At 69.6% G+C, this 26922-nt stretch carries 21 protein-coding genes and 1 pseudogene; 15 read left to right on the forward strand and 7 right to left on the reverse strand.

All coding sequences use genetic code 11. The annotated features are described in order from the left end of the window. Positions 1-11: 11 nt before the first annotated feature. Both ID574_RS42570 and ID574_RS42575 read right to left on the reverse strand, forming a co-directional pair. The gene (locus ID574_RS42570; protein ID WP_188194722.1) at positions 12-785 is read right to left on the reverse strand and encodes a hypothetical protein; all 774 of its coding nucleotides are present in this window, start codon (positions 783-785) and stop codon (positions 12-14) included. A gap of 303 nt (positions 786-1088) precedes the next feature. Next, positions 1089-2225 carry a GDSL-type esterase/lipase family protein gene (locus ID574_RS42575; protein ID WP_223167652.1) on the reverse strand — a complete coding sequence of 379 codons (1137 nt, stop codon included), beginning with the start codon at positions 2223-2225 and terminating at the stop codon, positions 1089-1091. A 621-nt stretch (positions 2226-2846) separates the two neighbouring features. On the opposite strand from ID574_RS42575, the gene ID574_RS42580 reads away from it, so the two are divergent. Further along, positions 2847-3494 (forward strand): TetR/AcrR family transcriptional regulator, encoded by a 648-nt coding sequence (locus ID574_RS42580; protein ID WP_188194724.1) that lies wholly within the window; start codon positions 2847-2849, stop codon positions 3492-3494. 181 nt (positions 3495-3675) lie between these two features. Here ID574_RS42580 and ID574_RS42585 read toward each other — a convergent pair whose 3' ends face one another. Continuing rightward, complete coding sequence (locus tag ID574_RS42585) at positions 3676-5175, reverse strand: alpha/beta hydrolase (protein ID WP_188194725.1); 1500 nt, start codon at positions 5173-5175, stop codon at positions 3676-3678. Positions 5176-5764: 589 nt separating this feature from the next. Between ID574_RS42585 and ID574_RS42590 the strand changes: the two genes are divergently transcribed. The 3 genes from ID574_RS42590 (at position 5765) to ID574_RS42600 (ending at position 8584) form a co-directional block, all read left to right on the forward strand. Then, the gene (locus ID574_RS42590; RefSeq protein WP_223167653.1) at positions 5765-6247 is read left to right on the forward strand and encodes a DUF4334 domain-containing protein; all 483 of its coding nucleotides are present in this window, start codon (positions 5765-5767) and stop codon (positions 6245-6247) included. 284 nt (positions 6248-6531) lie between these two features. Beyond that, positions 6532-7782, forward strand: a complete 1251-nt coding sequence (locus ID574_RS42595) for a pyridoxal phosphate-dependent decarboxylase family protein (protein ID WP_188194726.1) — start codon at positions 6532-6534, stop codon at positions 7780-7782. A 346-nt stretch (positions 7783-8128) separates the two neighbouring features. Beyond that, complete coding sequence (locus ID574_RS42600) at positions 8129-8584, forward strand: SRPBCC family protein (protein ID WP_188194727.1); 456 nt, start codon at positions 8129-8131, stop codon at positions 8582-8584. A gap of 28 nt (positions 8585-8612) precedes the next feature. Here the strand turns inward: ID574_RS42600 and ID574_RS42605 are convergent, their stop codons facing one another. Further along, complete coding sequence (locus tag ID574_RS42605; protein ID WP_442939394.1) at positions 8613-8735, reverse strand: hypothetical protein; 123 nt, start codon at positions 8733-8735, stop codon at positions 8613-8615. A 304-nt stretch (positions 8736-9039) separates the two neighbouring features. Here ID574_RS42605 and ID574_RS42610 point away from each other — a divergent pair, with 304 nt between their 5' ends. Further along, a complete protein-coding gene (locus ID574_RS42610; protein ID WP_188194728.1) occupies positions 9040-12381 on the forward strand; it encodes a 3-keto-alpha-glucoside-1,2-lyase-like domain-containing protein in 3342 nt (1113 codons plus the stop codon). A 2-nt stretch (positions 12382-12383) separates the two neighbouring features. Here the strand turns inward: ID574_RS42610 and ID574_RS60690 are convergent, their stop codons facing one another. Together ID574_RS60690 and ID574_RS42620 are read right to left on the reverse strand one after the other, a co-directional pair. Next, positions 12384-12584, reverse strand: a complete 201-nt coding sequence (locus tag ID574_RS60690) for a hypothetical protein (protein ID WP_223167654.1) — start codon at positions 12582-12584, stop codon at positions 12384-12386. A 253-nt stretch (positions 12585-12837) separates the two neighbouring features. After that, positions 12838-13179, reverse strand: a complete 342-nt coding sequence (locus ID574_RS42620; RefSeq protein WP_442939395.1) for a mycothiol transferase — start codon at positions 13177-13179, stop codon at positions 12838-12840. A 161-nt stretch (positions 13180-13340) separates the two neighbouring features. On the opposite strand from ID574_RS42620, the pseudogene ID574_RS42625 reads away from it, so the two are divergent. The 10 genes and pseudogenes from ID574_RS42625 to ID574_RS42670 all read left to right on the forward strand — a co-directional run bounded on the left by ID574_RS42625 (position 13341) and on the right by ID574_RS42670 (position 26452). Continuing rightward, positions 13341-13955, forward strand: a pseudogene (locus ID574_RS42625) (helix-turn-helix domain-containing protein). Positions 13956-14030: 75 nt separating this feature from the next. Continuing rightward, on the forward strand, positions 14031-14180 hold the full coding sequence (locus ID574_RS42630) for a hypothetical protein (protein WP_188194729.1): 150 nt from the start codon (positions 14031-14033) through the stop codon (positions 14178-14180). Between the two features lie 72 nt (positions 14181-14252). After that, positions 14253-15098 carry an NTP transferase domain-containing protein gene (locus ID574_RS42635; protein WP_188194730.1) on the forward strand — a complete coding sequence of 282 codons (846 nt, stop codon included), beginning with the start codon at positions 14253-14255 and terminating at the stop codon, positions 15096-15098. 16 nt (positions 15099-15114) lie between these two features. Then, positions 15115-16917 (forward strand): aldehyde ferredoxin oxidoreductase family protein, encoded by a 1803-nt coding sequence (locus ID574_RS42640; RefSeq protein ID WP_188194731.1) that lies wholly within the window; start codon positions 15115-15117, stop codon positions 16915-16917. 175 nt (positions 16918-17092) lie between these two features. Then, positions 17093-20053: a formate dehydrogenase subunit alpha gene (gene fdhF / locus ID574_RS42645; protein WP_188194732.1), complete on the forward strand. Its 2961-nt coding sequence runs from the start codon at positions 17093-17095 to the stop codon at positions 20051-20053. After that, positions 20054-21799: an NAD(P)H-dependent oxidoreductase subunit E gene (locus ID574_RS42650; protein WP_188194733.1), complete on the forward strand. Its 1746-nt coding sequence runs from the start codon at positions 20054-20056 to the stop codon at positions 21797-21799. After that, a complete protein-coding gene (locus tag ID574_RS42655) occupies positions 21796-23016 on the forward strand; it encodes a molybdopterin molybdotransferase MoeA (RefSeq protein ID WP_188194734.1) in 1221 nt (406 codons plus the stop codon). The genes ID574_RS42650 and ID574_RS42655 overlap by 4 nt, the downstream gene beginning before the upstream one ends. After that, positions 23013-24932, forward strand: a complete 1920-nt coding sequence (locus tag ID574_RS42660; RefSeq protein WP_188194735.1) for a molybdopterin biosynthesis protein — start codon at positions 23013-23015, stop codon at positions 24930-24932. The genes ID574_RS42655 and ID574_RS42660 overlap by 4 nt, the downstream gene beginning before the upstream one ends. A 62-nt stretch (positions 24933-24994) precedes the next feature. Further along, complete coding sequence (locus ID574_RS42665; RefSeq protein ID WP_188194736.1) at positions 24995-25558, forward strand: TetR/AcrR family transcriptional regulator; 564 nt, start codon at positions 24995-24997, stop codon at positions 25556-25558. Between the two features lie 213 nt (positions 25559-25771). Then, positions 25772-26452, forward strand: a complete 681-nt coding sequence (locus ID574_RS42670) for a crotonase/enoyl-CoA hydratase family protein (RefSeq protein WP_262496119.1) — start codon at positions 25772-25774, stop codon at positions 26450-26452. Positions 26453-26589: 137 nt separating this feature from the next. Here the strand turns inward: ID574_RS42670 and ID574_RS42675 are convergent, their stop codons facing one another. Next, a complete protein-coding gene (locus ID574_RS42675; RefSeq protein ID WP_188194737.1) occupies positions 26590-26808 on the reverse strand; it encodes an EF-hand domain-containing protein in 219 nt (72 codons plus the stop codon). Between the last annotated feature and the right edge of the window lie 114 nt (positions 26809-26922).

Consider the following 26922-nt stretch of genomic DNA (forward strand, 5'->3'; position numbering starts at 1 on the left):
CCTTCGCCCCATTACTGGGCCGCCCAGAGCACCTTGCCTGTGGAGGAACGGACCACGAGGTTGCCGTCATCCTGAAGGTGCACAGTCGCGCCTTTGTGCTGGGTCCCCGTGTCCCAGAGCGCGTCGCCAGACGCCGAGCGGACCACCAGGTTCCCGTCCAGCTGCAACTGCATGAAGGCCCCGGGATTTCCCTCGGTGTGCGACGACCATACGGGCCTGCCGTCCGTCAGCAGAACCAGGTTCCCATCCGCCTGCATCAGCAGTTTGTCGTCGCCGTCGACGGACCTCAGATACTGGTGGGCCCGTAGCACCTGGTCGGGGTACATGCGCGAGACCGCCGTGTGCCACGACCACAGCGGTTTGCCGGTCTTCGACCGGATGACCACGTTGCCGTCGTCCTGCACGTGCAAGGTGGCGCCACGATTCTGGGTTCCGGTGTCCCAAAGCGATTTGCCCGACGCCGATCGGACGACGAGATTGCCGTCCCGCTGCATGTGCGCGTAGGCGCCGGAATTGCCGTCAGTCCTCGTGCCCCATACGGCTCTGCCCCTGGACTGCAGGACCAGGTTCCCGTCCGCCTGCATGACCAGCTTGTAGGCGCCGTTGGGCGAGAGCAAGTGGCGGCCCGGCTCCAGGCGCTGGTCGGACTTCAGCACCGCGGGCTGTTCGACGCTCACCGACGAGCCCGGCCTCGCGTCGGCGGGGGAGGTTCCCGTCACCAGAACGGCGACTGCCAGGCCCAGGGCGCTCGCACTGCGCAGGACGAGCCCTTGTTTAGCTGACATCGTCGATATCTCCTGTCTCAGAACGGTTCATGTGGCCGGTCGGCCGCGCGGAACAGCCTGACGTGGAGGACTCCTGTGACGCATCGTCACTGAGAACGACGCCGCCTCTAACCAATGGCATACAGGGGCCCCGCATACCGGTGAGACCGAGACGTTCCTGGCCACGATCCGGCGACGCGGGGCCCGGCGGGGTGACGGAGCAGGGCACGGAGCGCGGCCAGACCGCCCCCACGGCTTGATCCATGTCGATCTCAAGAGACTCGGCAGCGGATGGACCCGTTCCATGCCGTTGCAGCCGACGACTCAGCCGGTTATCGGGCGCAGGTCCAGGGCGGCGGCGATCGCATGGTGTCCGGCGTCGTTGGGATGCAACCCGTCCATGAAGAGGTAGCCGGGCCTGGACCGATCCGGAGTGGCAGGGTCGGCCATGGCGTGGTCAGCGTCGAGAACGGCGTCGTACGTACCGCTCGTCCTGATCCACCGATTGAGCGCGTTCCGCGCCTCTTCCACTTCTTGGTTCCAGTACGGGAACAAGGCGTCCCGCAGCGGCCCGATGGTGACTCCGACCACCTTGACGCCGCGTGCGCGGGCTGACTCGACCAGTTTCCGGTGTCCGGCAATGAGCTGCTGGACCGTGACCTTGGCCTTCGATCCGGCGCATGCGCCGCCGGCCTGCGGAAGTCCTAGGTCGTTGGCGCCGAGATGAACGATCACCGCCCGCACCCCCGGCCGGTCCAGCACATCCCGCTGGAAGCGGTCGGCGGCTCTGTCTCCGTAGCAGGGGGATCCACTGAGCAGGCTCCCGCCCGCGATTCCCGCGTTGACCGTGGCGAGTGGCCTGGCTGCGGTGCTGAGCCGTTCAGCCAGCTGGTCTACGAACCGGACATCAGCGCCGGCGCTCGAACCCACGCCATCGATCAGCGAGTCGCCGAACGCGACCACCGCGGCTGCTGCGCTGTCTACCTCGACGCCGGTCAAGTAGTACCAAGCGGATGTGGTCTCGCGGAATGCGTCGCCGGCCACGTCATCAAGATGGTCGCCGCGGGTCCGATAGGACGTGGCGGTGGTGAACCTGTGAAAGGTCGCGGGTCCTGTGGCATCGGACATGCGGATCGTGACAGCCAGCCGTTCCAACGCTGAGACGGTCAGCGCGACGGGATCGCTGACCAGCTCCTTTCCGGGTGGGATGTTCGCCGACGGCTTTCCGGCAAAGGTCACCGAGCGGGAGCTGGCGGGCCACACCACGGCGCCTCCGGCCGACCTGGCGACCCGGGCACCGGCAATCGTCAAGGGCTTGGTGCCATAGACGTTGGACAGCCGGATGCGTACCCTCGTCCCGGCTGTAGTCACCCTCACCACCTGCCGCAGGGTGTGATCTTTGAAGCCTTTGATCGACCAGTTCGGACCATTGTCCGCAGTGCTTGGGGTGGGCGGCTGCATCGCAGACCCCCATGCCGCTACCCATCGCGCCGGGCTCGTGTCCGCCATCACGGCGGGTACCGTCGCCGCCACCGCAGCCACTGCCACACCCAACACCACAGCCCATCTGGGCAGTTTCATTTTCGGGTACACCTCCGTTGTCGCGACTGTTGATCACAGGAGTGTTCCGACGTCTGCGGGTTTCGGGAATCGACCGTTCGGACGATCTCCGCCATCGCCCGTCATCCGTAGGAACAAATCCGACGTCAGCCGAGCCGAACCCAGCCAGGCACCCCCGCCACACTTGGGGATCTTGAAGCCGGCCTCGACATGCAGGCTGTCGTGTAGACCGGGCAGCGCATGATCGGCCGGCCCGCAGGAGCCGCTCGGCGGGATCGAGTGGAGCGGTGTCGGCGCCGAGCACGGCCGCTGGGGCCTTCGAGGCCGCCGGAAGCCTTCCCGAGCGTCGCGGAGCCACCGCACGCATGCAGTACGTCCTGACCGGCGCACCCGAGTTCACCGGCAGCATGGTCAAGGCCATGCGGTTGATGCCGCTCCTGAACTTCGACCGAAGATCGACGCGTCCGGCCGGCCGATGCGATCGTTCATGTACAGGAATCCATCCCACTACGCTTGAAAGCTATGGCGCTGGAAAAGGACCCGAGCGGCGCACGGCTGACACCGTCGGCCGAACGCATTCTTCGCACCGCCGCCCGCCTCTTCGCGCAGCACGGTTATTCGGCCACCTCGACCCGCGACATCGCCGCCGCCGTGGGTGTTCAGCAGCCCGCGATCTACAAGCACTTCTCCTCCAAGGACGACATCCTGGCGTCCCTGGTCAAGCTGGGCATCGGCCGCCCCACCGAGAAGGCGCAGGCCCTCGCGGACCGGCCGGAGCGCGCCGCCGTCCGCCTGTGCCACTGGCTCAACGTGACCCTGGAGCACCTGCAGGACTCGCCCTACGTTTTGGCGTCGATCCTCACCACGCCCGAACTCGAACAGGACCGCTTCGCCGACGAGCGCGCCCAGCTGCAGCGGCTGGAGCAATTCGCCGCCGCCTTCATCGAGGGCGGACAGCGCGAGGGCGACCTGCGTCCGATGGACCCGCTGTCCGGCGCGCGGCTGGTCCTGGCCCTCTTCGACGCGCTCGCCGTGCCCGAGATCGCGGTCAGCGTCGAGGAGATCGTCGACTTCGCCATGACGGGCCTGGTGAACGACCGTGCCGCGCTCGACGGCATCCGGCGAGAGGCCGCCGCACTCGACACCACTGACGACCGGATGGTCCCTTGACCCACCGCCTCCTCTGCTCGCGACCGTCGCCGTGTCTTGCGGTCATGTGACCGATCCATCAAGCCGCCCGTCCGAACGGCAGGTCCGGCCGCATGAGCATCCCTGATGCCAACCGGCATCGTTGCCGTTGGCAACCCCTCAACGCTCTCACGGCCGGGCCCTGGGCATGGATCGTCGTCTTTCAGGTGGTGAAGGGACGGTCACCGCCGGTGCAGCCGACGCCTGGCAGCCGACCGTCAATGAGGTAGCGGGCCTCGGCCTCCAGGACGCAGGGGACGCGGGTGTCGTGTCCGTATCCTCGCACCGTCAGCAGGTGCGCGGACGCCAGCAACCGGCTCGCCCGTACCGCTCCCTGATAGGGCGTCGCGGGGTCGTACAGGTTGTTGACCAGCAACAGGCGCGCGGAGGTGGGCTTGTCGAAGGGGCCGGGATAGCGATCGGCGGCCTTGCCGGACCAGGTGGCGCAGGGCAGGGTTCCGCCGTACAGGAAGTACCGGCCGAAGATCGGGGCCTGTCGGTCCAGGGCGCGGGCGGTGCGCGTCCAGTGCGACGGGTCGCGGGGCGTGACGCTGTCGGTGCAGGTTACGGCGTGGTTGGCGGCCCAGTTGTAGTCGGCCACGTCAGAGGAGGGCCGCTTGTCCAGCGGCTCGTAGGGCCTGCTGGCCACGGCGGCCTCCAGGGCGGCCAGGTAGCGCGCCGTCGCAGGCCACTCGCGGGGCCAGTACATGCCGCGCGCCAGGTCCAGCACGGTGACGTCGTAGGTCATGGTGACCGGCTCGGCGACCCCCTTGAAACGCACCCGGACGGGTTCGTCGCGCAGCCGGTCGTACAACCGCGTGATGCGCTGGTGAATGTCTCCCGGACGTGCCGCGAGAGCGCAACGCTCACCGGCGGCGCGGCACTCGCGGCTGAAGCGGCGCAGGACCTGCTCGCTCGCCCGCGCCTGGTCGCCCGCCCGGCCCAGCTGGTCGCCGGCCCACGCCTGGGGGTCCACCACGGCGGCCAGCGCCATGGCGCGGACGCGGTCGGGGAACATGTTCGCGTAGACCATGCCGAGGTAGGTGCCGTAGGAGCCCCCCTGGTAGGTGAGCTTGGCGTCCCCGACGGCACGGCGCAGCAGGTCCAGGTCACGGGCGACGTCCGCGGTGGAGACGTGGTCCAGCAGCCGCCCGGCGCGTCTCCCGCAGTCCTCGGTGTACGCGGCGGCGGCCGCCAAGTAGGCGGGCTCTTGGGCGCGTTCGTACGGGAACAACGGCAACCGGGGATCGCCCATGTCCGGGCAGTGGACGGGGGTGCTGCGGGCGACTCCCCGCGGGTCCATGCTGACCAGGTCGAACCGTTCCCGCAGTTCGGGTGACCAGCGGCGGACGCGCTCGGCGTCGCGGATCAGGTTCACTCCGGAGTCGCCCGGTCCGCCGGGGTTGAGGAAGAGCGTGCCTATACGGTCGTTCGAGCGGGCCGGGAGCTTGGCGACGACCAGCTCGATGGTGCCCGCTCGGGGATCGTCGTGGTCCAGCGGCATCCGGGGCTTGGCACACAGGGCGTCGGCGGGGAAGCGTTCGGCCGGGTACAGGCCCGTACACGGGCGCCATTCCAGCTCGGGCACCGCGGCCGCCGCGGCCGGGACCCGGACAGCACCGAGTATCAGGAGCAGGGCGAGAACTAAGGATCTCCACAACATGCGTCCCAGCATCCGCCACGCCTGCACGGATCTCTTCGGCCCGCCAGACGAAATCCCTGCTACATCCTTTGTCGGATCGCCTCTCGTCCCGGATGCCGGACCTCGTACAGAAACTGGGGGACGGACTTCTCATCGGGGCCGATATGTCCGGTCGAGCGTGCGCCGAACTGATCGCTCACCCAACGCCGGCGGCCGCCGCGGCCGGCATCACCGCCGCCGCCGCGCCCGCTACGCGACAACGCGGGCGAGCCGCCGACCATTGGCATGCGTATCCATAAAGACATACCCGCACTCCTACCGCGGTAGGAGGTGCCCGCGCGCGCTGGTCATCGAGACTCGGCATGCAACGTGAGCCGTTACGTTGCCAACCAAAGAATGGGGGCGGCACATGGCATGATCCACCTCCCTCCCCGGCGCGTGAACGTCATCGGTTTCCGGTCCGCCGTCAAGTGACGCGTGTCCTTCGGCGACAGAGAGCGGCTGGGCGCGGAGTGACATCCTCGCTAATCGGCACGGGACCGGGATAGAAGACACCGAAATGTCGGCTTCGACGACTCGCTTGGAACTTATGAGGAAAGGGAGATTCCCTATGAAAAACGTTCATATGGACGCCGAGAAGGCGCGGGCCCGCTTCAAGCAACTGCGGAACGTCGACGGCGAGGTCTCCCCACAGGAGCTCGACGAGATCTGGACCGCGCTGGACGTGGTGCGCCCTGAGCAGATCCTCGGGCAGTGGCAGGGCAGCGAATTCGTCACCGGCCATCCGCTCAATGGCCGGCTCGGGCAGGTCAGCTGGTACGGCAAAACGTTCATCTCACCCAAGGACGCCAAGCCACTGATCTGCCACGCCGAGGACGGCACGCTGTACTCCAACACCGAGATGGGCAACGGCGAGGCAACCCTATGGATGGTCGAATTCCGCGGAGAGGTGACCGCCACCATGGTTTACGACGGCCAGCCGATCTTCGACCACTTCAAGAAGGTCGACGACAACACCCTGATGGGAATCATGAACGGCAAGGACGTCCCCGACGAAGGCCCCTTCTTCTACTTCGTCCTCGACCGCGCCTGATCCGCGGCCAAGGCCGGAAGCACCATGCGTATCCAGTCAGTCAGCCCTCGTCAGATCCGCGAGGGCTCCCCTGGCGAGCCCCACCGAGGATGCCGGCGCCTCAGCTCATACCCCGGCGCCTCGATGCGGCCGACAACCGGGAAGGTCGCAGCCGGCTCAGCACGTACGGCTCGCGTGGCCGGTCGCCGGCATCCTGCGACGCCGCCCGCGCCATGCGGGGTCCGATTACCGCCGGTGTCGCGTTGCGGCCGTCGGGCAGGGTGCCGAAAGGCGAGGGGAGGACGATGACTTCCATCGGGCGAGAATTCGCTGAGGTGCTGGAACGCGCCTTCGGGCATGCGGTGCGCTGGAGATCGGACGTGGGCGACCGTCCGGTCTTCCAGACGTTCGATCCGGGCGAGCTGCGTGCCGTGCTTGGTCCTGACGGGATGCCGGAGCGGGGTGAGGAGGCCGGGACGGTGCTGGACGCTCTGGCACGGGCCGGTGAGCTCGGTGCGACGGCGAGTGCGGGGCCGCGCTATTTCGGCTACGTGATCGGTTCGTCTCTCCCCGTGGCCCTGGCCGCGGATTGGCTGGTGTCCGCCTGGGACCAGAACGCCACGCTCTATTCGTGCGGCCCGGGGGTGAGCGTGATCGAGGAAGTGTGCGCCGGCTGGCTGGTCGATCTACATCGCCAGCGGGCAGCGTCACACCTCCATCGATCCGCCCTGCGCTACCTGGGCATGGGCACGCGGGTGCGGTCCCTCGCCTGTGAGCGGAGCGGTGCCGTCGACACGCGCGACCTGTCCGCCGCGCTGGAGGAGGCGGAACGACCGCCGATCGTGTGCGTCCAGGCCGGCGACATCAACACCGGCGCCGTCGACCCGCTCGCCGAGATCTGCGAACGCGTCCACGCCCGGGACGGATGGGTCCACGTGGACGGGGCCATCGGCTTGTGGGCTCTGGCCAGTGCCGACCACCGGCATCTGCTGCGTGGCGCGGACCTGGCCGACTCCTGGACCACCGACGCGCACAAATGGCTCAACGTCCCCTTCGACTGCGGAATGGCTTTCGTCGCCCATCCGGCCGCGCACACGGCGGCTCTTCGGGTGAGCGCTGATTACCTGGAGACGTCGCGGCACCGGGACCAGATCAACACTGTGCCGGAGTGGTCGCGGCGAGCCCGTTCCGTCCCCGTCTACGCGGCCCTGCGGGCGCTCGGCCGTGCGGGCGTGGCGGACCTCGTCGACCGGAACATCGGCCACGCCCGTCACATGGCGGCCCGGCTCGCCGGCGAACCCGGGATCGAGGTGCTCAACGATGTCGTGCTCAACCAGGTGCTCGTCCGGTTCACCGGCCCGGGGCACGACCCCGACGGTCTCACCGCGGAGGTGATCCGGCGTGTCCAGCGGGAGGGCACGTGCTGGCTGAGCGGATCGGTTTTCGCGGGCCGGCAGGTCATGCGCGTATCGGTGTGCTCGTGGCTCACCACCAAGGACGACATCGACCGCAGCGCCGACGCCATCATCGGCTGTTTCCGCGACGCGTTCGCCTGATGGCTCCGACCTCGGCGGGTGGCCGGCACGGCCGGCTGTCCGCTACTGCCGTCGCCTTGCCGATCACGGCGGCCGTGCCGGCCAGGGGACAGCTTCTCGAGGTCGTGTCCCAGCCCTCACCCAGGGGCGGGCCGCGTCCCATGTCCGATGGCTCTGGAAGATCGACGCCGCGGACGAGCAGGCCCATGACCGGCTACGAGAACCTCGTCGTGATCGCCCGCCTGTTCGGCCACGACCGGCGCGGCGCGTGGCCGACGCCGGGCTGGACCGGACGGACACCCCGGCCGGGCTGAAGCCCCAGCACCCGCCGCGACATGATTTTCACCCTCACCGAAAGAGCTCCGTCATGAGACGTGATGTCACCCTGGAGATCGATCTGCCTTGCCAGCCCGCCGACGTGTGGCGAGCCCTCACCGACCCCACCGCCCTGTCGGAATGGCTGATGCCCGTGGCCGGCTTCACCGCCATGGTCGGCCAGCGCTTCCAGTTGCGGGCCAAGCCGATGCCGGGCTGGGACGGGGTGATCGAGGCCGAGGTCCTCGACGCCGAAGGGCCACACCGGCTGGCCTACAGCTGGAAGGGCAGCCAGATGCGCTCGACCACCACCGTACGGTGGACACTCACGCCGCTGCCTGATGGCGGGAGCACGCGGCTAAGCCTCCATCACCAGGGGTTCGAAGGCGCGAGCGGCGCTCTCATGGCGGTCATGCACCGCGCCGGTTGGAGGAAATTCGTCACCCGGCGCCTGCCGTCCTACCTCGCCGCACACGCCGGCGCCGCCGGCCCGGACAGCTCAGCCTGAACCGGGTATGCCCGATCCGCTGGGCCTTTCATCCTGACCACCGGCTGTCTTCGATCGTTCGCGGGACGAGGATGGCCTGGAGGATCGGAGTGGTGCGGCGCGGGCAGCACTGCAGCTCGGTCAGGATCTTCCAGGTCTTCAGGGTGGACACAGCGCGTTCGCCGTTAGGTCGTGGGTGGCGCGGCAGACCGTCGGCAGATCCCCTAGTTTCCCGCGCCCGTCGCGGACGGTGCCGCGGGGCGTAGCCCTTCCGCCTTGAGGAGTCATGACTTCCTCCAATTTCTGGCGAAAGAGTATGGGCAAGTTCAAGATCTCGTCTTATATTCGGCGCAGAGCAGCGTTATCCCCTCCATGTTCCAGCGGATAGGACCCGGCATCCGCCGACCGATCCAGCCATTCCGGCGATGCCGTACCCCCAACGCCGAACGCGGCGCCCACACGAGATGGGATAGGCCATGCCGAAATTACCCCTGTTATCCGTCTTACTGCTCACCGCGCTCTCCTGCCTCGTCGTACCCGCTCAAGCGCACGCGACGGTGCCGCCGCAGCAGCCCGGCGTCACCCTGCGCACCTATGACGTCCAGGTCGAACTGTCCAAGCTCTGCACGCTCAAGCCCGGTCAGACACCCAACGTGGACAAGCTGATGCCCACGATCGACTGGACCTCCGACGCGGACTTCGGTCTGGCCGACATGTTCGTCACCGAGGTCATCGGCAACATCGCCATCGCCGCCGCAGGCACGTACGAGTTCCGGCTCACCAGCGACGACGGCTCCCGGCTGCGCATCGACGACACCGTCGTGATCGCCAACGACGGCCGGCACGGGCCGATCGCCGTGGACGGCACGATCACCCTGACCACCGGCTACCACGCGCTGCGTGTCGACCACTTCGAGCACCTGTACGGCCAGCAGCTCAAGCTGGAGTGGAAACCGCCTGGATCCTCGGAGTTCGCCCTCGTGCCGAACTCGGTGCTGAGCACGGACGCGGACGTGGTGCGGGTCACCGCCCCCGGGCGAAAGGAGTGCGAGAGCGGCGCCGACTCGCCCGGCGACGGGCTGCCGCTGGAGTCGGTGCACCCTGACTTCACGCTCACCGACCTGCGACCGGACGGTTTCCAGCCGCAGGTGACCGCGATGGACTGGCTGCCGGGCGAGCGGTTGGCGATCGCCACGTGGGGCGGCTCGGAAACCAAGCTCGGCGAGGTCTACCTGCTCGACAACGTCACAGGCAAGACTTCACCCGCGCGGGTGACCGCCAAGAAGATCGCCGGAGGGCTGCAGGAGCCCATGGGCATCAAGTACGTGGACGGCAAGCTCTACGTGTCGGAGAAGTCCCGGCTGGTGGAGCTGAACGACACCAACGGCGACCAGGTCGCCGACAACTTCAGGACCGTGGCGAGCTGGCCGTTCGGCGGCAACTTCCACGAGTTCGCGTTCGGGCTGCTCTACCGTGGCGGGCATTTCTACATCAATCTCTCCGTCGCCATCAACTACGGCGGCGCCACCACCGACCCGCAGCCGGCGCCGGACAGGGGCACGACCATCAAGGTCAGCAAAGTCACCGGCGAGGTCGAGTACATCGCCGGCGGTCTGCGCACGCCCAACGGGCTCGGCTGGGGTCCGGGGGATGAGCTGTTCGTCACCGACAACCAGGGCGGCTGGCTGCCCGCCTCGAAACTGGTGCACATCAAGAAGGACCGGTTCTTCAACCACTACACCAACCCTGACGGCCGGTTCGACGACAACCTGGTGAGCCCGCCCGCGCTCTGGCTGCCGCACAACGAGATCGCCAACTCCCCCAGCACCCCGCTGGTCATGAGGCGGGGCAGGTTCGCGGGGCAGGTGCTGTTCGGCGACGTCACCTACGGCGGGATCCAGCGGGCCTACCTCGAGAAGATCAACGGCGAGTACCAAGGCGCGGTCTTCCGCTTCACTCAGGGACTCGAAGCGGGCGTCAACCGGATCAGCCTGGGGCCCGACGGCGCCATCTACGCCGGAGGTCTGGGCGCCGGCGGAAACTGGGGCCAGCCGGGCAAGCTCACCTACGGCCTGCAGAAGCTGACCCCCAGCGGCGACAAGGCGTTCGACATCCTGAAGATGCGCGCGGTGGAGGGCGGCTTCGAGCTGGAGTACACCCAGCCGCTGTCCTCGGAGACCGCCGCGTCACTGGCGGCCAGGTATCAGGCCACCCAATGGCGGTACGCCGCGGCCTCCACCTACGGCGGCCCCAAGGTGCACGAGGAACCGCTGACCATCACCTCCGCGAAGCTGGGCTCAGGCGGGAAGAAGGTCACGCTCAAGATCGCGGGTCTCAAGCCGGGGCGCGTGGTGCACCTGCGATCACCGCGTCCGTTCAGCTCGGCATCAGGGCAGTCGCTGTGGAGCACCGAGGCCTGGTACACGCTCAACTCGATGATCGACGGCCCGGCGACGGACACCACGTACGAGGCGGAGAGCGCCTCACACAGCGGCGGCGCGAAGCTCGGCACCGACCATCTGAGCTACTCGGGAAGCGGCTTCGTCGACGGCTACTGGACCGCGGGAGCGGCCACGCAATTCGCCGTACGGGCAGCCGAGGCAGGCACGTACCACGTGGGCCTGCGCTACTCCAACGGCCCGCACCCCGCACCAGGCACCAAGTCGCTGAGCGTGTACGTCAACGGGACCAAGGTCAGGCAGGTGCCGCTGCCCACGACGGAAACGTGGGACCTGTGGGCCACCCGGGTCGAGCCGCTCGCGTTGAAGGCAGGCGCCAACACCATCGCCTACACGTACGACAGCGGCGACGCGGGCAACGTCAACGTCGACTCCATCACCGTGGCCGCGCGACCGGTGCTCGAGGCGGAGAACGCCCTGGTGCGCGGTGGCGCGAAGGTGAGCACGAACCATCAGGGCCACACCGGCAAGGGCTTCGTCGACGGCTACACGGCCGCGGGCGCGAGCACGTCGTTCACCGTGCGGACGGACTCACCCGGCCTGCACAACGTCGGGCTCCGCTATGCGGCCGCCGCCGGCACGTCGGTGAGTGTGTACGTCAACGGTGACAAGGTCAGGCAGGTGCGGCTGGCCGGGACCGGCGGCTGGGACGCCTGGGCGATCCAGACGGAGGCGCTCAACCTGAAGCGGGGATCGAACAGGATCGCCTACAGGTACGACTCCGGCGACTCGGGGCAGGTCGGCCTCGACCACATCACCGTGTCGAAGGCGCAGCGGATCACGCTGTTCGACGGGTCCAGCCTGGCGGCGTGGGAGAAACGGGCCGGAGGGGCGGCGACCTGGCCGGTCGCGAACGGCTCCATGGAGTCCTACGGCGGCGACATCCGTACCCGGCAGACGTTCGGCGACTTCAAGCTCCACGTCGAGTGGTACGAGCCGGACTACCCGCCGGACGTGACCGGGCAGCGGCGCGGCAACAGCGGCGTCTTCCTCCAGGAACGCTACGAGGTGCAGGTCCTGGAGTCGTACGGCGACACCACACCGGCCGCCGACGAGGCGGGCGCGATCTACTCCAAGCGCGCGCCCGACCGCAACATGGCCACCGCCCCGGGAACGTGGCAGACCTACGAGATCACCTTCCGCGCGGCCCGCTACACCGGCGCGGGAGTGAAGGTCGACAACGCTCGGGTGACAGTCGTCTGGAACGGCGTGGTGGTGCACAACGACGTGGCCATCGACGGCGGCACAGGCGACAACATCCCGGAGAACGCGGCGTCGGGCGGGATCCGCCTCCAGGACCACGGCGACCCTGGCGAGAATCCCCGCTTCCGCAACGTGTGGATCGAACCCGTCTCCTGACCTCATCCTGCCTGGCAGGCCGTCCGCCTCTGCGCGTCGCCGGCCTGCCAGGTCAGCCCGCGCTCTAGCTCCGCAGTGACGAACCGAGGGTTCTCCTCGAAGAGCCAGTGCCCTGCGCGCGGCACGTCCGCCGCGCGCACGATCTTGGTCATGCGCGGGGCCACGGTGGCCCGGATCGCGTCGAGGTGCCCCTGGGCGATCATGAGAAGGGTTGGGTCTCTGGCCGGCTGCAGGTCCGTGCGTACTCGTTGATCTCGGTGTCGGTGAACGGGGACCGATCTGAGGTGCCGCCGAACGAGACCTGGGGGTGGAACAGCGCCAGGTACCCGGGCCGTAGGTGGCTTTGTCGTAGCCGGTCGGTGAGCCGGTGCTGTCGCCCAGCCCCGGAAGGTCGACAGCGTAGAAGGTGTGCCGCTGCGGTGATCATGTGTTCCTGTCCTGGAGGAAATGGCGGGGTCAGCGTCCGGTCGCTCCGTCGATCAGTTCGCGGAGGATGTCCGCGTGGCCTGCGTGGCGGCCGGTTTCCTCGATCATGTGGGTGAGTGCCCAGCGGATGCTGGGAGCGGGGCGGTCCGGCCGCGGTCGGGGGAGCGGTGCGCCGAGGTCGGTGCACCTGTCGAGCACGTCGTCCGCGCGCTCGACCGTCTCGTGGTAGAGGGCGACGACGTCGGCCACGCTGTCGGCTGGTGCGGCCTGGAACGTCGCCTGCCAGTCGGTGACGTCGTCGCCGAGGAAGATCGAGCGTTCGACGAAAGCCAGGTGATTGAGCAGGCCGAGCAGGTTCGTGCCTGACGGCACTGCGCCGCACGCGGTCAGCCATGGTGGTCTTCTCCCTTCGTGGGGTGGGGCGGCGCTGTTCGGCCGTGTCAGGCGGTGCGGTGGATGAGCAGCGTCCGCTCCGTCTCACCAGGCGCCCACCGATCTGGCACGAAATCTTGCGATTCTGGCAAAATGACCTCGTGGATCATGAAATCGATGAGGTGCTCGACGCGGTGGGGCCGCGGCTTCGTGCGCTGCGTCGTCACCGCGGCATCACTCTCGCCGACCTCGCGACGACGACCGGCGTGTCGGAGAGCACCCTGTCCCGGCTGGAAAGCGGGCAGCGCCGGGCGACCCTGGAGCTGCTGCTGCCGCTGGCCCGTACTTATGACGTTCCGCTGGACGAGCTCGTAGGAGCCCCGCGCACCGGCGACCCCCGGATCCACCTCACGCCGATCCGGAGGTTCGGGATGACCTTCGTGCCGCTGTCCCGGCGGCCGGCGGGGTACAAGCGTTCAAAATGATCATCCCTGCCCAGCCGGAACCGCTCGTACCGACCCCGCAGACCCACGACGGCTTCGAATGGCTGTACGTGCTCAACGGAAGGCGGCTCGTCCTCGGCGAGCGCGACCTGACGTTGCCGCCCGGTGAGGCAGCCGAGTTCGACACGTCCTTGCCGCACTGGCGGCAGCGCCGACGGAGGCGTGGTCGAGCTTCTCATCCTGTTCGACCCGCAAGGGATGCGTACGCACATACACGCCGACCCGCATCGGCCCTCTCACGGCGGGAACCGGGGAGCCAGCGCGGGTGGGTGATGTCTGTCACAGGGAGTGCCGGCCGCCGCCACTCGGCAGCGGCATAAGGTCGTCCTCCCGGGTAGATGCATAGGTATGAGCAAGCTAATGGAGCGAGTACGCGCATATCTGCGCAGCCCGAAGGGGCAGCAGACAGTCGAGAAGGCCAAGCGCATGGCGCGCGACCCGCGGAACCAGCAGAAGGCACGGCAATTCCTGGAGCGTTTCCGGGGGCGGCGTCACTGATCCGATCGGCTGATCGTTCGTCCAAGGGGTGGCCTCCGTATGGGCGGTTGAGCGGTGGCTTAGCATGCGGGCATGCAGACTGCGGCGGGCGTTGTGCTTGCGGGCGGGCGCTCCACACGGATGGGGAAGCCGAAGGCCTGGCTGGAGTGGCACGGTTCCACGTTGTTGTATCGCGCCACAGCGGTGCTCGCCAGGACGGTCGGGGGCCCGGTCGTCGTGGTGGCCGCCCCTGGGCAGGAGTTGCCGCCACTGCCCTCGGGGGTCACCGTGGTCGAGGATCCTGTGGAAGGGCTCGGCCCCATGCAGGGCCTGGCCGTGGGGCTGGCGGCGGTGGCAGACCGGGCCGAGACCGCCTTCGTATGCTCCACCGACCTGCCGTTCCTCCATCCGGCTTTCGTCCGGTGCGTACTGCGCGGCCTGGCCTCGGGGCCCGACGTCGTGCTGCCCGTGGCACGTGGTTTCCGGCAACCGCTGGCGGCCGGTTACCGGACCGCCCTGGCCGGGCTGGTCGCGGATCTCCTCGCCGAGGGCGACCTCCGGCCGGGCATGCTCTTCAAGCACTGCGAGGTGGCTCAACTGAGCGACGAGCAGCTGCTCGCCGACACCGCGCTCGCCCGGCATGATCCGATGCTGGAATCCGTGGTGAACGTCAACACCCCGGAGGACTATGCGGCTGCCCGTGATCGGCCTCCACCGGAGATCGTGGTCGAGTGTTTCGGGGCGTTGGCGAAGAAGGGCGGGCACCGGCCGCGAGGTGTCCGGACCGCCACGCTCGGAGCCGCGGCCGCCTCGGTCGGGCTGACGTTGGACCGCCACGTCGTGGCCGCGCTCAATGGTGATCAGATCACCCGGGATGAGTTGCTGCCTCTGGTCGCGGGGGACGTCGTTTCCTTCCTGTCCGCGGACGCCGGCGGATGAGGCTTAGGGTCGGAGCATGGCGCCTGGTGGTTTCTTCGGACGAGCGTTGCTCGTCGACGTCGGTGGCCGGGAGGCCACGGGCACCCCGTTCGAGCTGACGGAGCGGGTGTTGCGGTCCTACTTGGGCGGGGTGGGGCTCGGCACCTGGTTGCTGCATCGGCTGGCGCCTCCCGGTGTCGATCCGCTGGCTCCGGCGGCGCCGTTGGCCTTCGTCTTCTCCTCGTTGGTCGGGACTCCGCTGACGACCAGCGCGAAATTCGCGGTCGTGGCCAAGTCGCCGTTGACCGGATTGCTGACCGATGCCCTCGCCTCCAGCCAGTTCGCCATCTCCGGCAAGCTCACCGGGCATGACGCGCTGGTGATCCGTGGTCGTGCCGACGAGCTCTCGGTGCTCTTGATCGACGGCGACGGCGTACGTCTCGAGCCGGCGCCGGACCTGGCCGGGCTCGCGGCCGGCGAGGCCGAGACCGCGGCGAAGTCGCGGTTCGGCCGCAACTGGCGCACCGCGGCCATCGGCGCCGCGGGCGAGCGAGGGGTGAGGTACGCGACGATCAGCCATGACGGCCGCCATGCCGGCCGGGGTGGCCTGGGCGCGGTGCTGGGGGCGAAGAACATCAAGGCCGTGCTGGTCAGGGCGGCGACCAAGGTGTCGGTCGCGGATCAAGCAGGTGTCCTCGCCGCCGCCCGTGACCTGCGTAAGCGCAGCTTCGGGCCGGCCACCGCGAAGTACAGGGAGCTGGGCACGCTCGCCAACCTCCTGGCCTTCAACGCCGTCAGCACGTTGCCCACGCGCAACTTCACCGCGGCGACCTTCGAGGGCGCGCCCCAGTTGGCCGCCGAGGAGCTGCACGAACTGCGCGGGGTGGCGCGTAACAGTTGCGCGTCGTGCTCCATCGGCTGTGAGCACATCTACTCCCGCAAGGGCGGCGGCGGCCAGCGGATGGAGTACGAGAACGTCTTCGCGCTCGGCCCGCTGTGCGGGGTTTCCGATCCCGATGACGTGTTCGCCGCCAGCGCGCGATGCGACGAACTGGGGATCGACACCATCTCCGCGGGCGGCACGATCGCCTGGGCCATGGAGTGTGTCGAGCGTGGCCTCATCGACGAGCCGTGGCTGCGGTTCGGCGACGGCAAGGCGGTGTTGCGGGCCCTGGACGCGATCGGGACGCGCTCGCCCGGCCTGGGGGAGTTGCTGGCGCAGGGTTCGCGCCGGGCCGCCGAGGCGGTCGGCCACGGCTCGATCGACTTCGCGCCGCAGGTCAAGGGGTTGGAGCTGCCCGGTTACGAGCCGCGAAGCCTCCAGTCGATGGCGCTCGGGCTCGCGGTGAACGCCAGGGGAGCCGATCACAACCGGTCCGGCGCCTACGAGGCCGATCTGTCGGGCGAACTCGACCGGTTCGACGGCGGCGCCGCCCACGTCGCCGCGGCGGTCGGCACCGAGGACCGAGCCGCGGTCATGGACTCGATGATCCTGTGCAAGTTCCTTCGCGGCGTCTTCGACGATCCCTTCACGGAGTGGGCCAGGCTGCTCGCTCTGGTCACCGGATGGCCGTTGGACGCCGACGAGCTACGCGGCGCCGCGCGGCGGATCGTCCGGGCGAAACGGGCTTTCAACCTGCGTGAGGGTGCCACCGCGGCCGATGACACGTTGCCGGCCCGGATGCTGGAGACGCCGCTCGAGCTCGGTTCCGGCCGCAGTGCCGTGCTCGACGCCGACCGCCTGCGGTCGATGATCGCCGGGTACTATGCCGCGCGCGGCCTGGACGAGGAGGGGCGCATCGCGGCGGCCGATCTTGAAGATCTGCTGCTCGATGCTTAACTCGGGGACGCGCATACGTTCACATAGCTTGACAATCTACCCATACTGCCACTAACGCCGAATTTGGTGCTAAATGGCGTCGAGTTGACACTTTAGACTGCGAGTGCCGCATTGTGGGGGCCGGATTGTATGCCGTATTCTGTATGCTACTAGCCGCTCGAATGACGGAGTTGAGATGACGACTCTCGAGGAGCCGGTAACGGCCGTCCGGACTGTGACGGCCGAGATCGACGGCCGTGCTGTGACCGTGCCCGAGGGCACCAGCATCTACGATGCGGCGAAGCAGGTCGGCATCGATATCCCGGTGTTGTGCCACAACGAGCGCTATGACCCTGTTGGCGTCTGCCGCATGTGCGTGGTCGACACGGGGGGCAGGGTCTTCGCCGCGGCCTGTGTGCGCCCCTGCGAGGACGGCATGCAGGTCAGGACCAGCACGCCGGAACTGGAGCGCAACCGGGCCACCTTGACCGAGTTGCTGATCTCCGACCAGCCGCCGCGCGCGGAGGATCCGAAGCAGACGACCACCGGCGACAACCTGCTCCTCGACCTCGCCGATCGGTTCGACGTGGCCAAGGAGACCACCGACCTGCCGTGCGGCTCCGGCCGGGGAGTGGACTCGTCGAACCCGGTGATCGAGGTCAACCACGACGCGTGCATCCTCTGTGACCGCTGCGTCCGGGCCTGCGACGACATCCAGGGCAACGACGTCATCGGCCGTTCGGGCAAGGGCTACTCGACCAGGATCGCCTTCGACCTCAACGACCCGATGGGCGCCAGCTCGTGCGTGACCTGCGGCGAGTGCGTGCAGGCCTGTCCCACCGGCGCGCTGACCAACAAGGCGATCAACAACATCCCCATCCGGCCCCGCGAGGAGCTGGACGCGGTCGACAGCGTGTGCCCGTACTGCGGCGTCGGCTGTGCCCTCACCTACTACGTCGACCGGTCACGCGGCGCGATCGCCTTCGCCGAAGGCCGCGACCAGCCGGGCTCGAAGAGCCGGCTGTGCGTCAAGGGCCGGTACGGCTGGGACTACGCGGCGTCGCCGCAGCGGCTCACCGTGCCCCTGATCCGCAAGGAGTCGTCCTATCCCAAGGGTCCGCTGTCGGCGGACGTGCGCGGCGACGCGGACAACGACCGGGGGCGCGCCGGCGCCGGCGGCGACCGCAGCGGCGGCGGCCGCAGTGCCAAGCTGAGCAAGAACGGCAAGGACGGCCGGCGCAAGCCCGGCGGCCTGGTCGACTACGACGAAGTGCTGCCGCACTTCCGCGAGGCCACCTGGGAGGAGGCGCTCGACCTCGTCGCCCGGCGGCTGAAGGAGATCCACGCGGAGCAGGGCCCCGGCGCCATCGCGGGGTTCGGCTCCGCGAAGTGCTCCAACGAGGAGGCCTACCTCTTCCAGAAGCTGATCCGGGCCGGCTTCGGCACCAACAACGTCGACCACTGCACCCGGCTCTGCCACGCCTCGTCGGTGGCCGCGCTGTTCGAGGGGGTCGGCTCCGGCGCGGTCTCGACCACGTACGGCGACGTCGCCAACGCCGAAGTGGTGATCATCACCGGGTCGAATCCGACGGCGAACCACCCCGTCGCGAGCTCCTTCTTCAAGCAGGCCCGGCGGCGCGGCACGAAGATCATCTATGTCGACCCCCGCGCCAGCACCGTGGCCGAGCACGCCGACTATCACTGCCAGGTCAAGCCCGGCACCGACGTGGCGTTCTACAACGCGGTCATGCACGAGGTGATCCGGCTCGGCCTGGTCGACCGGGAGTTCGTCAAGGCCCGGGTCTCCGGCTTCGAGGAACTGGTCCGCACGGTCAACGACTACCCGCCGGAACGCGCCGCGCAGATCACCGGCGTCGACGCGGACCTGATCCGTACGGTCGCGCGAGTCTGGGGCGAGGCGAAGGCCGGAGTCATCTACTGGGGGATGGGCATCTCCCAGCACACCACCGGCACCGACAACGCCCGCTGCCTGATCGCGCTCTGCTCGATCACCGGCAACGTGGGCAGACCGGGGACCGGCCTGCACCCGCTGCGCGGGCAGAACAACGTCCAGGGCGCCTCCGACGCCGGGCTGATCCCCATGTTCTTCCCCGACTACCAGGGTGTCGACCGGGAGGCCGCCCGCCGGCGGTTCGAGGAGGCCTGGGGCGTCGAACTGGACCCCAACAGGGGTCTCACCGTCACCGAGATCATCGGGTCGGTGCTGAAGCCCGGCGGCGTGCGCGGCATGTACATGCTGGGCGAGAACCCGTTCCTGTCCGACCCCAACATCAACAAGGTGCGCAAGGCGCTGTCGCAGCTGGACTTCCTCGTCGTGCAGGACATTTTCCTGACCGAGACCGCGGAGTTCGCCGACGTGATCCTGCCGGCGTCGTCGTACCTGGAGAAGGAGGGGAGCTACACCAACACCGACCGCCGGGTGCAGCTCGGCCGCAAGGTGATGGACCCGCCGGGCCAGGCACGGGTGGACTGGGAGATCATCCAGGACATCGCCCAGCGGATCGGGCTGGACTGGTCGTACTCCTCGCCCAGCGAGGTGTTCGACGAGATGGTCGAGCTCATGCCGTCGTACGCGAACCTGCGCCACGCCAACCTCGGGCTGACCGGGAAGCTCTACCCCAACGACGACCCCGAGCACTCCGACGGGACCGTGGTTCTGTTCGACGAGCGGTTCAACACCGACGACGGCCTCGCCCATCTCGTCCCGGCGCACTGGCTGCCGGCGAAGGAGTTGCCGGATGCGGAGTACCCGCTGGTGCTCAACACCGGCCGGCTGCTCGAACACTGGCACACCGGGTCGATGACACGGCGGTCGTACGCGCTGGACACGATCTCGCCGATCGCCGAGGTGTACATGCATCCCAAGGATGCCGCCGACCGAGGGCTGTCGCACGGTCAGATGGCCCGGGTGCGTTCCCGGCGCGGGGCCATCACCCTGCAGGTGCGCGTCTCCCACCGGGAGCAGCTGGGCAACTGCTTCATCCCGTTCCACTTCCGGGAGGCGGCGGCGAACCTGCTGACGATCGACGAGGTCGACCCCTACGGCAAGATCCCCGAGTTCAAGTTCTGCGCGATCCAGGTCGAGGCGTTGAGCGTGGAAGACGCGGAGCCCCTCAGCAACATGGGAAGTGTCTAGATGACCCTGAGTTTCGAGTTGGGACGTCCCCGGGTGCCGGGTGTGGAGGCACGGGCCGGGAAGTTCCCCGGGCCGTCGCTGATCCCGGCGCTCAACGCCATCCAGGCGCGGCTGGGCTGGTTGCCGCGAGAGGAGCTCGAGGAGCTCGCCCGCACCATGCGGCGGCCGCTCTACGAGATCGAGGGCCTCATCTCGTTCTACCCGCACTTCCGCACGACCCCGCCCGCCAAGGTGGCCGTCAGCGTGTGCCACGACCTGTCGTGCTGGCTGCGCTCGGCGGACGACCGGATCGCGGAGCTGCGCGAACGCTACGGCGATGACACGGAGATCGAGCTCGTCGAGGTGTCCTGCCTGGGCCGCTGCGACATCGCCCCCGCGCTGGCCGTGAACGAGCACCCGGCGCCGGTCGCCGACGTCGATTCCCTCGTCGGCGCCGCACGGGACGGAGAACTCGCCGAGGCCACCGTCGCAGGACGGGCCGAGCCCTGGCCCAACGATCCGTACCCGGCCGGATCGGATGTCTCGACGCGCTACGCGAGCCTGCGCGCGCTGCTGGCCGGCGAGATGAGCGCCTCCAGCGTGGTGGCCACGCTGGAGGCCTCCGGGCTGCGCGGGATGGGCGGCGCCGGGTTCCCCACGGGCAAGAAGTGGGGCCTGGTCGCCTCCGCCGAGCCGGGCGGCGTCAAGTACGCGATCTGCAACGCGGACGAGTCCGAACCGGGCACGTTCAAGGACCGCCAGATCCTGACCGATCAGCCGCACCTGGTGATCGAAGGCCTCCTGCTCGGCATGGCCGTGGTCGGGGCCGAGCAGGGCTGGATCTTCATCCGGCACGAATACGGCCCCGAGGAGCGCGTGCTGCGCGCGGAGATCACGGCACTGCGCCAGGCCGGCGTGATCGGCGAGAACGCCTGCGGCAGCGGCCGGCGCCTCGAACTCGACATCTTCGTCTCGCCCGGCGGCTACATCCTCGGTGAGGAGACCGCGCTGCTGGAATGCATGGAGGGCCACCGCGGCGAGCCGCGCAACAAGCCGCCCTTCCCGGGCAACTACGGGCTGCACGGCCATCCGACGTTGATCAACTCGGTGGAGACCTTCGCCGACGTGCCGGTGATCCTGCAACGGGGCGCCGAATGGTGGGCCGAGCAGGGCGAGGGCGACTCCGTCGGCTGGAAGTTCTTCGCCGTCTCCGGGCACGTGGAGAGCCCCGGCGTCTATTGCGTGCCGATGGGCACGACGGTGCGCGAGCTGATCGACATCGCCGGCGGCGTGCTCGGCGGCGCTCGAGTCGGCGCCGTCCAGCCCGGTGGAGCGTCCTCCAACTTCATCGGCCCCGACAAGCTGGACCTGGCGCTGGACTTCGGGACACTCGCCGAGGCGGGAACCATGCTGGGCTCCGGCGCGCTGGTGGTGCTCGCCGAGGGCACCGATCTGCTGGCTGCCTCGACGAACGTCCTGCGCTTCTTCCGCAACGAGTCGTGCGGCAAATGCGTGCCCTGCCGGGTGGGATCCACCAAGGCCCACGAGTTGCTGCGCGGCGTGCTGGACACGGGGTCCTCGACCCTCGATGACGCGCAGAGGGGCCGTATCCTGCAGTTGGAGGAGACCATGCGCAAGACCTCGATCTGCGGGCTCGGACAGGTGGCACTGGGCCCGGTGGTGTCCGTGCTCGGGCTGAGCAAGGGCGCAGCCGCGGCTCGCCCGCAGCCCCGGCCCGAAGGCTCTAAGGAGCAACCGGACCGTTGAGCGGCAGGGAGTTCTTCACCGCCCGCACCCTCGCCGAGGTCCGCTCCGGATTCCGGCCCGCGCATCGCACGCCCGCGGAGCGCGTCCCGCTGTCGGCGGCGCTGCACCGGGTGCCCGTCGCGGACATCACGGCGCCCGCCGCCCTGCCCGGCTTCGCACGGTCCACCGTGGACGGCTTCGCGGTCCGGGCGATGGACACCTACGGCGCCTCCGATGGGCTTCCGTCCTACCTCGACCTGCTCGGCGCGGTGCGGATGGGCGCCGAGCCCACCGTGGCGGTACGGGCCGGCGGATGCGTCGCGATGCCGACCGGGGGAGTGCTTCCGGCCGGCGCCGACGCGGTGGTGATGGTCGAGTACACCGCGGAGACGATGCCGGGCACGATCGAGGTCACCCGGCCCGTCGCACCGGGCGGCGGCATCGTCCGCGCGGACGAGGACGTGGCGGCCGGCGGCGTGCTGGCCTCCGGCGGCCGGCCGTTGCGCGCCCCGGACCTCGGCTTCCTGGCCGCCGCAGGGGTGACCACGGTCGCCGTGCACCGCCGCCCCCGGGTGGCGATCATCTCCACCGGGGACGAGGTGGTGCCCCCCGGCACGGTGGAGCTCGCACCCGGGCAGGTGCGCGACGCCACCGCCTCCGCGCTGGCCGGGCTGGTCACCGACGCGGGCGGCGAGCCGGTGATCGCCGGCATCGTCCCGGACGAGCCCGGCGCGCTCAAGGAGCGGCTGGTCGCGGCCGTGGCCGAGTCCGACCTGGTCGTCGTGTCGGCGGGCTCGTCGGTCGGGGCGAGGGACGAGACGGCGGGCGCGGTCGCCGCCATCGGTGAGATCTGGTGCCACGGCATCGCCGTCAAGCCGGGCAAGCCCACGCTGCTGGCCGAGTGCTCCGGGATCCCGCTCATCGGGCTGCCGGGCAACCCGCTGTCCGCGCTGGTCGTGTTCGGGCAGGTCGGGGTGCCGTTGCTGTGGCGGATCGCCGGGTGCGAGACCCCGCCGCCGCAGCCGAGCACGCGGGCGCGGCTCTCACGCGACCTGGCCTCGGCGGCCGGCCGGCTCGACGTGGTCCAGGTCAGGGTACGGGACGGCGTGGCGGAGCCGATCTTCGGCCCGTCGGCGCTGCTGTCGGTCCTGACCCGCGCCGACGGATACGTGATCGTGCCCGAACCGGCCACCGGCCTGGACGCGGGCACCGAGGTAGAGGTCATCCTGTACCGATGAGCGCAGAGAGCCCCTTCGTCTCCGATGTCCCCGCGGCGCATGCCCTTGCCGTCTGGCGCGAGGCACGTGCCGCGGCGGGGTGTCCCGCCCGGGTCGACGCGGTCCGGGTATCGGTCGGTGCCGCCGTGGGCCGGGTGACGGCCGAGCCGGTGTGGGCGCTGCGATCCTCACCCGCCTTCGACTCCGCGGCCATGGACGGCATCGCCGTACGCGCCGCCGACACCGTCGGCGCGGCCGAGACCAGCCCGGTGTTCCTGGCCGCCGGCGACTTCGAGGTCGTCGACACGGGCGACCCGCTGCCCGACGGGTACGACGCCGTGGTCATGCGTGAACACGTGCATCGCACCGCGGACGGCGGGGCGGAGCTCCGGGCCGCCGTTCCGCCCTACCAGCACGTCCGGTCCATCGGGGAGGACATCAGCGCCGGTGAGCTGCTGCTCCCGGAAGGCCACCGGCTGCGCCCCGTGGACGTCGCCGCCTGCGCGGCGGCGGGAGCGGCCGAACTCGGTGTCCGCCGCGCGCCGCGCGTGGTGATCGTGCCGACCGGTGACGAGATCCGCCCGATCGGAGCGGAGCTCGCCCCCGGTGACATCCTCGACACCAACTCGATGATGCTGGCCGCCCAGGCGAGGCAGGCGGGCTGCGAGACCCGGGTCACCGAGATCGTCCCCGACGACCCCGAGGCCATCACCGCAGTGCTCGAAGAGGCCACCCGCGACGCCGACCTGGTGCTGCTCATCGCGGGTTCGAGCGCCGGGCGGGACGACTACACCGCTCGCGTGGTCGCCGCCGCCGGCGTCGTGGCGGTCCACGGGGTCGCCGTGCGACCCGGCCACCCGGTCGTCCTGGGCGCGGTCGCCGCGACACCCGTGATCGGAGTCCCGGGCTACCCGGTGTCCGCGGCGCTGACCTTCGACATCTTCGCGGCTCCGCTCCTCGCCGAACTGGAGGGCGCCGCGCCGCGTGAACGCCCGTCGGCCGTCGCACGCCTGGCGAGGAAGCTGCCGTCCGCCATCGGCATGGACGACTGGGTGCGGGTACGTCTCGGCCGGGTGCGCGATCAGCTCGTGGCCACCCCGCTGCCCCGGGGCGCCGGCGTGCTCACCTCGCTCGTACGCGCTGACGGCCTGCTCGTGGTGCCCTCCGGAGTGGAGGGCCACCACGCCGGCGAACAGGTCCGGGTCGAACTGCTGCGTGGCCTGTCCGAGATCCGCCGGACCATCGTCGCGATCGGCTCGCACGACCTGGTGCTCGATCTCGCGGCCTCCGCACTGCGTGCCGCCGACCCGCTGATCACGCTGGCGTCGTCGAACGTCGGTTCGCTGGGCGGCCTCGTGGCCCTGCGTGACGGACTGTGCCACATCGCGGGGTCGCACCTGCTGGACCCGTCGACCGGCGAGTACACGCTGCCGTACGTGGACAAGCTGCTGGGTCCGGCCGCGGACGTCGCCGTGGTCCGGCTGGTTCACCGGGACCAGGGACTGATCGTCGCACCTGGCAATCCCCTCGGCCTGGCCGGGGTGAAGGATCTGACCCGACCCGACCTGCGCTATGTGAACCGGCAGCGAGGCGCCGGCACGCGGGCGCTGCTGGACCACGAGCTGGCACGCCTCGGCATCGACGCGAGTGAGGTGCCCGGCTATTCGCGCGAGGAGCACACCCACCTCGCGGTGGCCGCGGCCGTGGCCGCGGGCCGGGCGGACGCCGGCATGGGCATCCTCGCCGCAGCCCGCGCGTTCGGGCTCGACTTCGTCCCGGTGGCCCAGGAACCCTACGACCTGGTACTCCGCACCGGCGAGCTCTCCGAGGACCTGCTGGCTCCGCTGTGGGCACTCCTGGAGCGTCCCGATTTCCGCGCCAGTGTGGAGGCGCTGGGCGGTTACTCCTGTGCCGAAACAGGGCGACGCATCCGCTGACCGGAACACGGGTTCGCCCGCTGCGCGGTGCCGCTATGCTCCTCTTACAGTCAGAGCTGACGGTGAATGAACGAGGTGACGTGGTCAGCCGGGAGGAGCAGCGGCGGGCCGGCGTGAGCAGGGGCGCGCTGCTGCATCACTTCCCCACGCACGAGGACCTGCTCGCAGCGGCGGTCGGACTGCTGGTGGAGCGCAACGAGGAAGCGGTCCGCAAGGAGCCGGCCGTCACGGCGCCGGGCAAGGAGCGTCTGTCGCGCTCGCTGCGGGTGCTGGGGTCGCTGCTGCGCAGCCCCTCCTACGGTGCGGAGCTGGAGCTGTGGGCGGTGGCGCGTACCAATCCGCGGCTGCGGGAGGTGCTGCGCCGCGCCGAGGGTGCGGTCAGGCGGGATCTGTACCGCGTGCTCGGCGATGTGCTGGGCCCCGAGGCGACGGCAGCGCCGGGTTATCCGCTGGTGGCCGAGCTGACGGTGCAGCTGTTGCGTGGCATGGCGATCTCCGAGGTGCTCCACCGCGACGACGCCGGCCGGGAGGCGTTGCTGGAGCGGTGGGGCCAGATCGCTGACTCCCTGCTGGCCGCCGCGCCGCCCGCACCGTCGGCTCCCACCGGTGAGGAGGAGCCTCGATGACCGACGCCGACGTCGAGCCTCGCGTGCTGTACGAGGTGAGGGACCGTAAGGCGTACCTGACCCTCAACCAGCCGGACCGGCTCAACGCGATCGACTCCCACATGCCCGGCGACCTCGCGGCCGCCGTCCGGCGTGCCAACGAGGATCCAGAGGCGCACGTGATCGTGCTGCAGGGGGCGGGGGCGGGCCTTCTGCTCGGGGTACGACCTGAAGATCTACGCCGAGGACGGCAAGGGCACCCAAGGCTCCGCCGACGGCGACACGGTGTGGGACCCCATCCGGGACTGCACGATGATGAAGCAGTTCACCGACGACTTCCTCTCGCTGTGGCGGTCGCTGAAGCCGACCATCGCCAAGGTGCACGGTCACGCGGTGGCCGGGGGCAGCGACATCGCCCTGTCGTGCGATCTGGTGGTGATGGCGGAGGACGCCCGGATCGGCTACATGCCCGCGCGGGTGTGGGGCTGTCCGACGACGGCGATGTGGGTGTACCGGCTGGGCGCCGAGCGCGCCAAGCGGATGCTGCTGACCGGCGACACGATCGACGGCCTCACCGCCGCGGAGTGGGGGCTGGTGCTGGACGCGGCACCTGCCGAGGAACTGGACGCGCGGGTGGAGCGGCTGGCGGACCGGATCGCGGGCGTGCCGGTCAACCAGCTCGCCATGCAGAAGCTGATGATCAACCAGGCGTACGACAACATGGGCCTGCACGGCACGCAGCTCCTGGCCACGCTGTTCGACGGCATCACCCGGCACTCGCCGGAGGGCCGCTGGTTCCAGCGGTTCGCCGCTGACCACGGCTTCCACGAAGCCGTCAGATGGCGCGACTCGGGCCGCTGGATCCCCGACGGTGGCGGCCCGATCCCCACCACGGCCGACCTTGCGGAGAGCTGACAGCCATGCCCACCCGCGGCGAGCGCATCGCCGTCCGGGCCCCCGACGTCCCAACGCCGACCTCGGCGTGGCCGGCCGCACCCACGCCGCCGCCGTCGCCCACCGCGAAGGACCGGCCGACGGCGGCCGGCGCTCCGTCACTTGTTCCAGGCCACCAGGAACTCCGCCAGCGAGATGCGCCCGTCCACGTCCCCGTCGCGCTCATCCGAGACGTTGAAGATGGAGTCGAGCTCGGCGGTGGTGACCTCCTCGCCGCGCGAGTTCATGGCGAGCGCGAACTCCTCGCGCGTGATGTATCCGTCCCCGTCGCGGTCGAACTCCTGGAACGTGGCGGTCGGGTCGTCAAGATCCGGCATGGGTGACCTCTCGATCGTGCGATTCATGTGATGTACGGACAAGGCAACATCGAAGCACGACCTTGTGCCCCACGCGATGGATGGCGGGCCGAAAAGACGCCGCGGACGGCTATA

Source organism: Nonomuraea sp. SYSU D8015, assembly GCF_008065375.1.
Taxonomy (GTDB): Bacteria; Actinomycetota; Actinomycetes; order Streptosporangiales; family Streptosporangiaceae; genus Nonomuraea.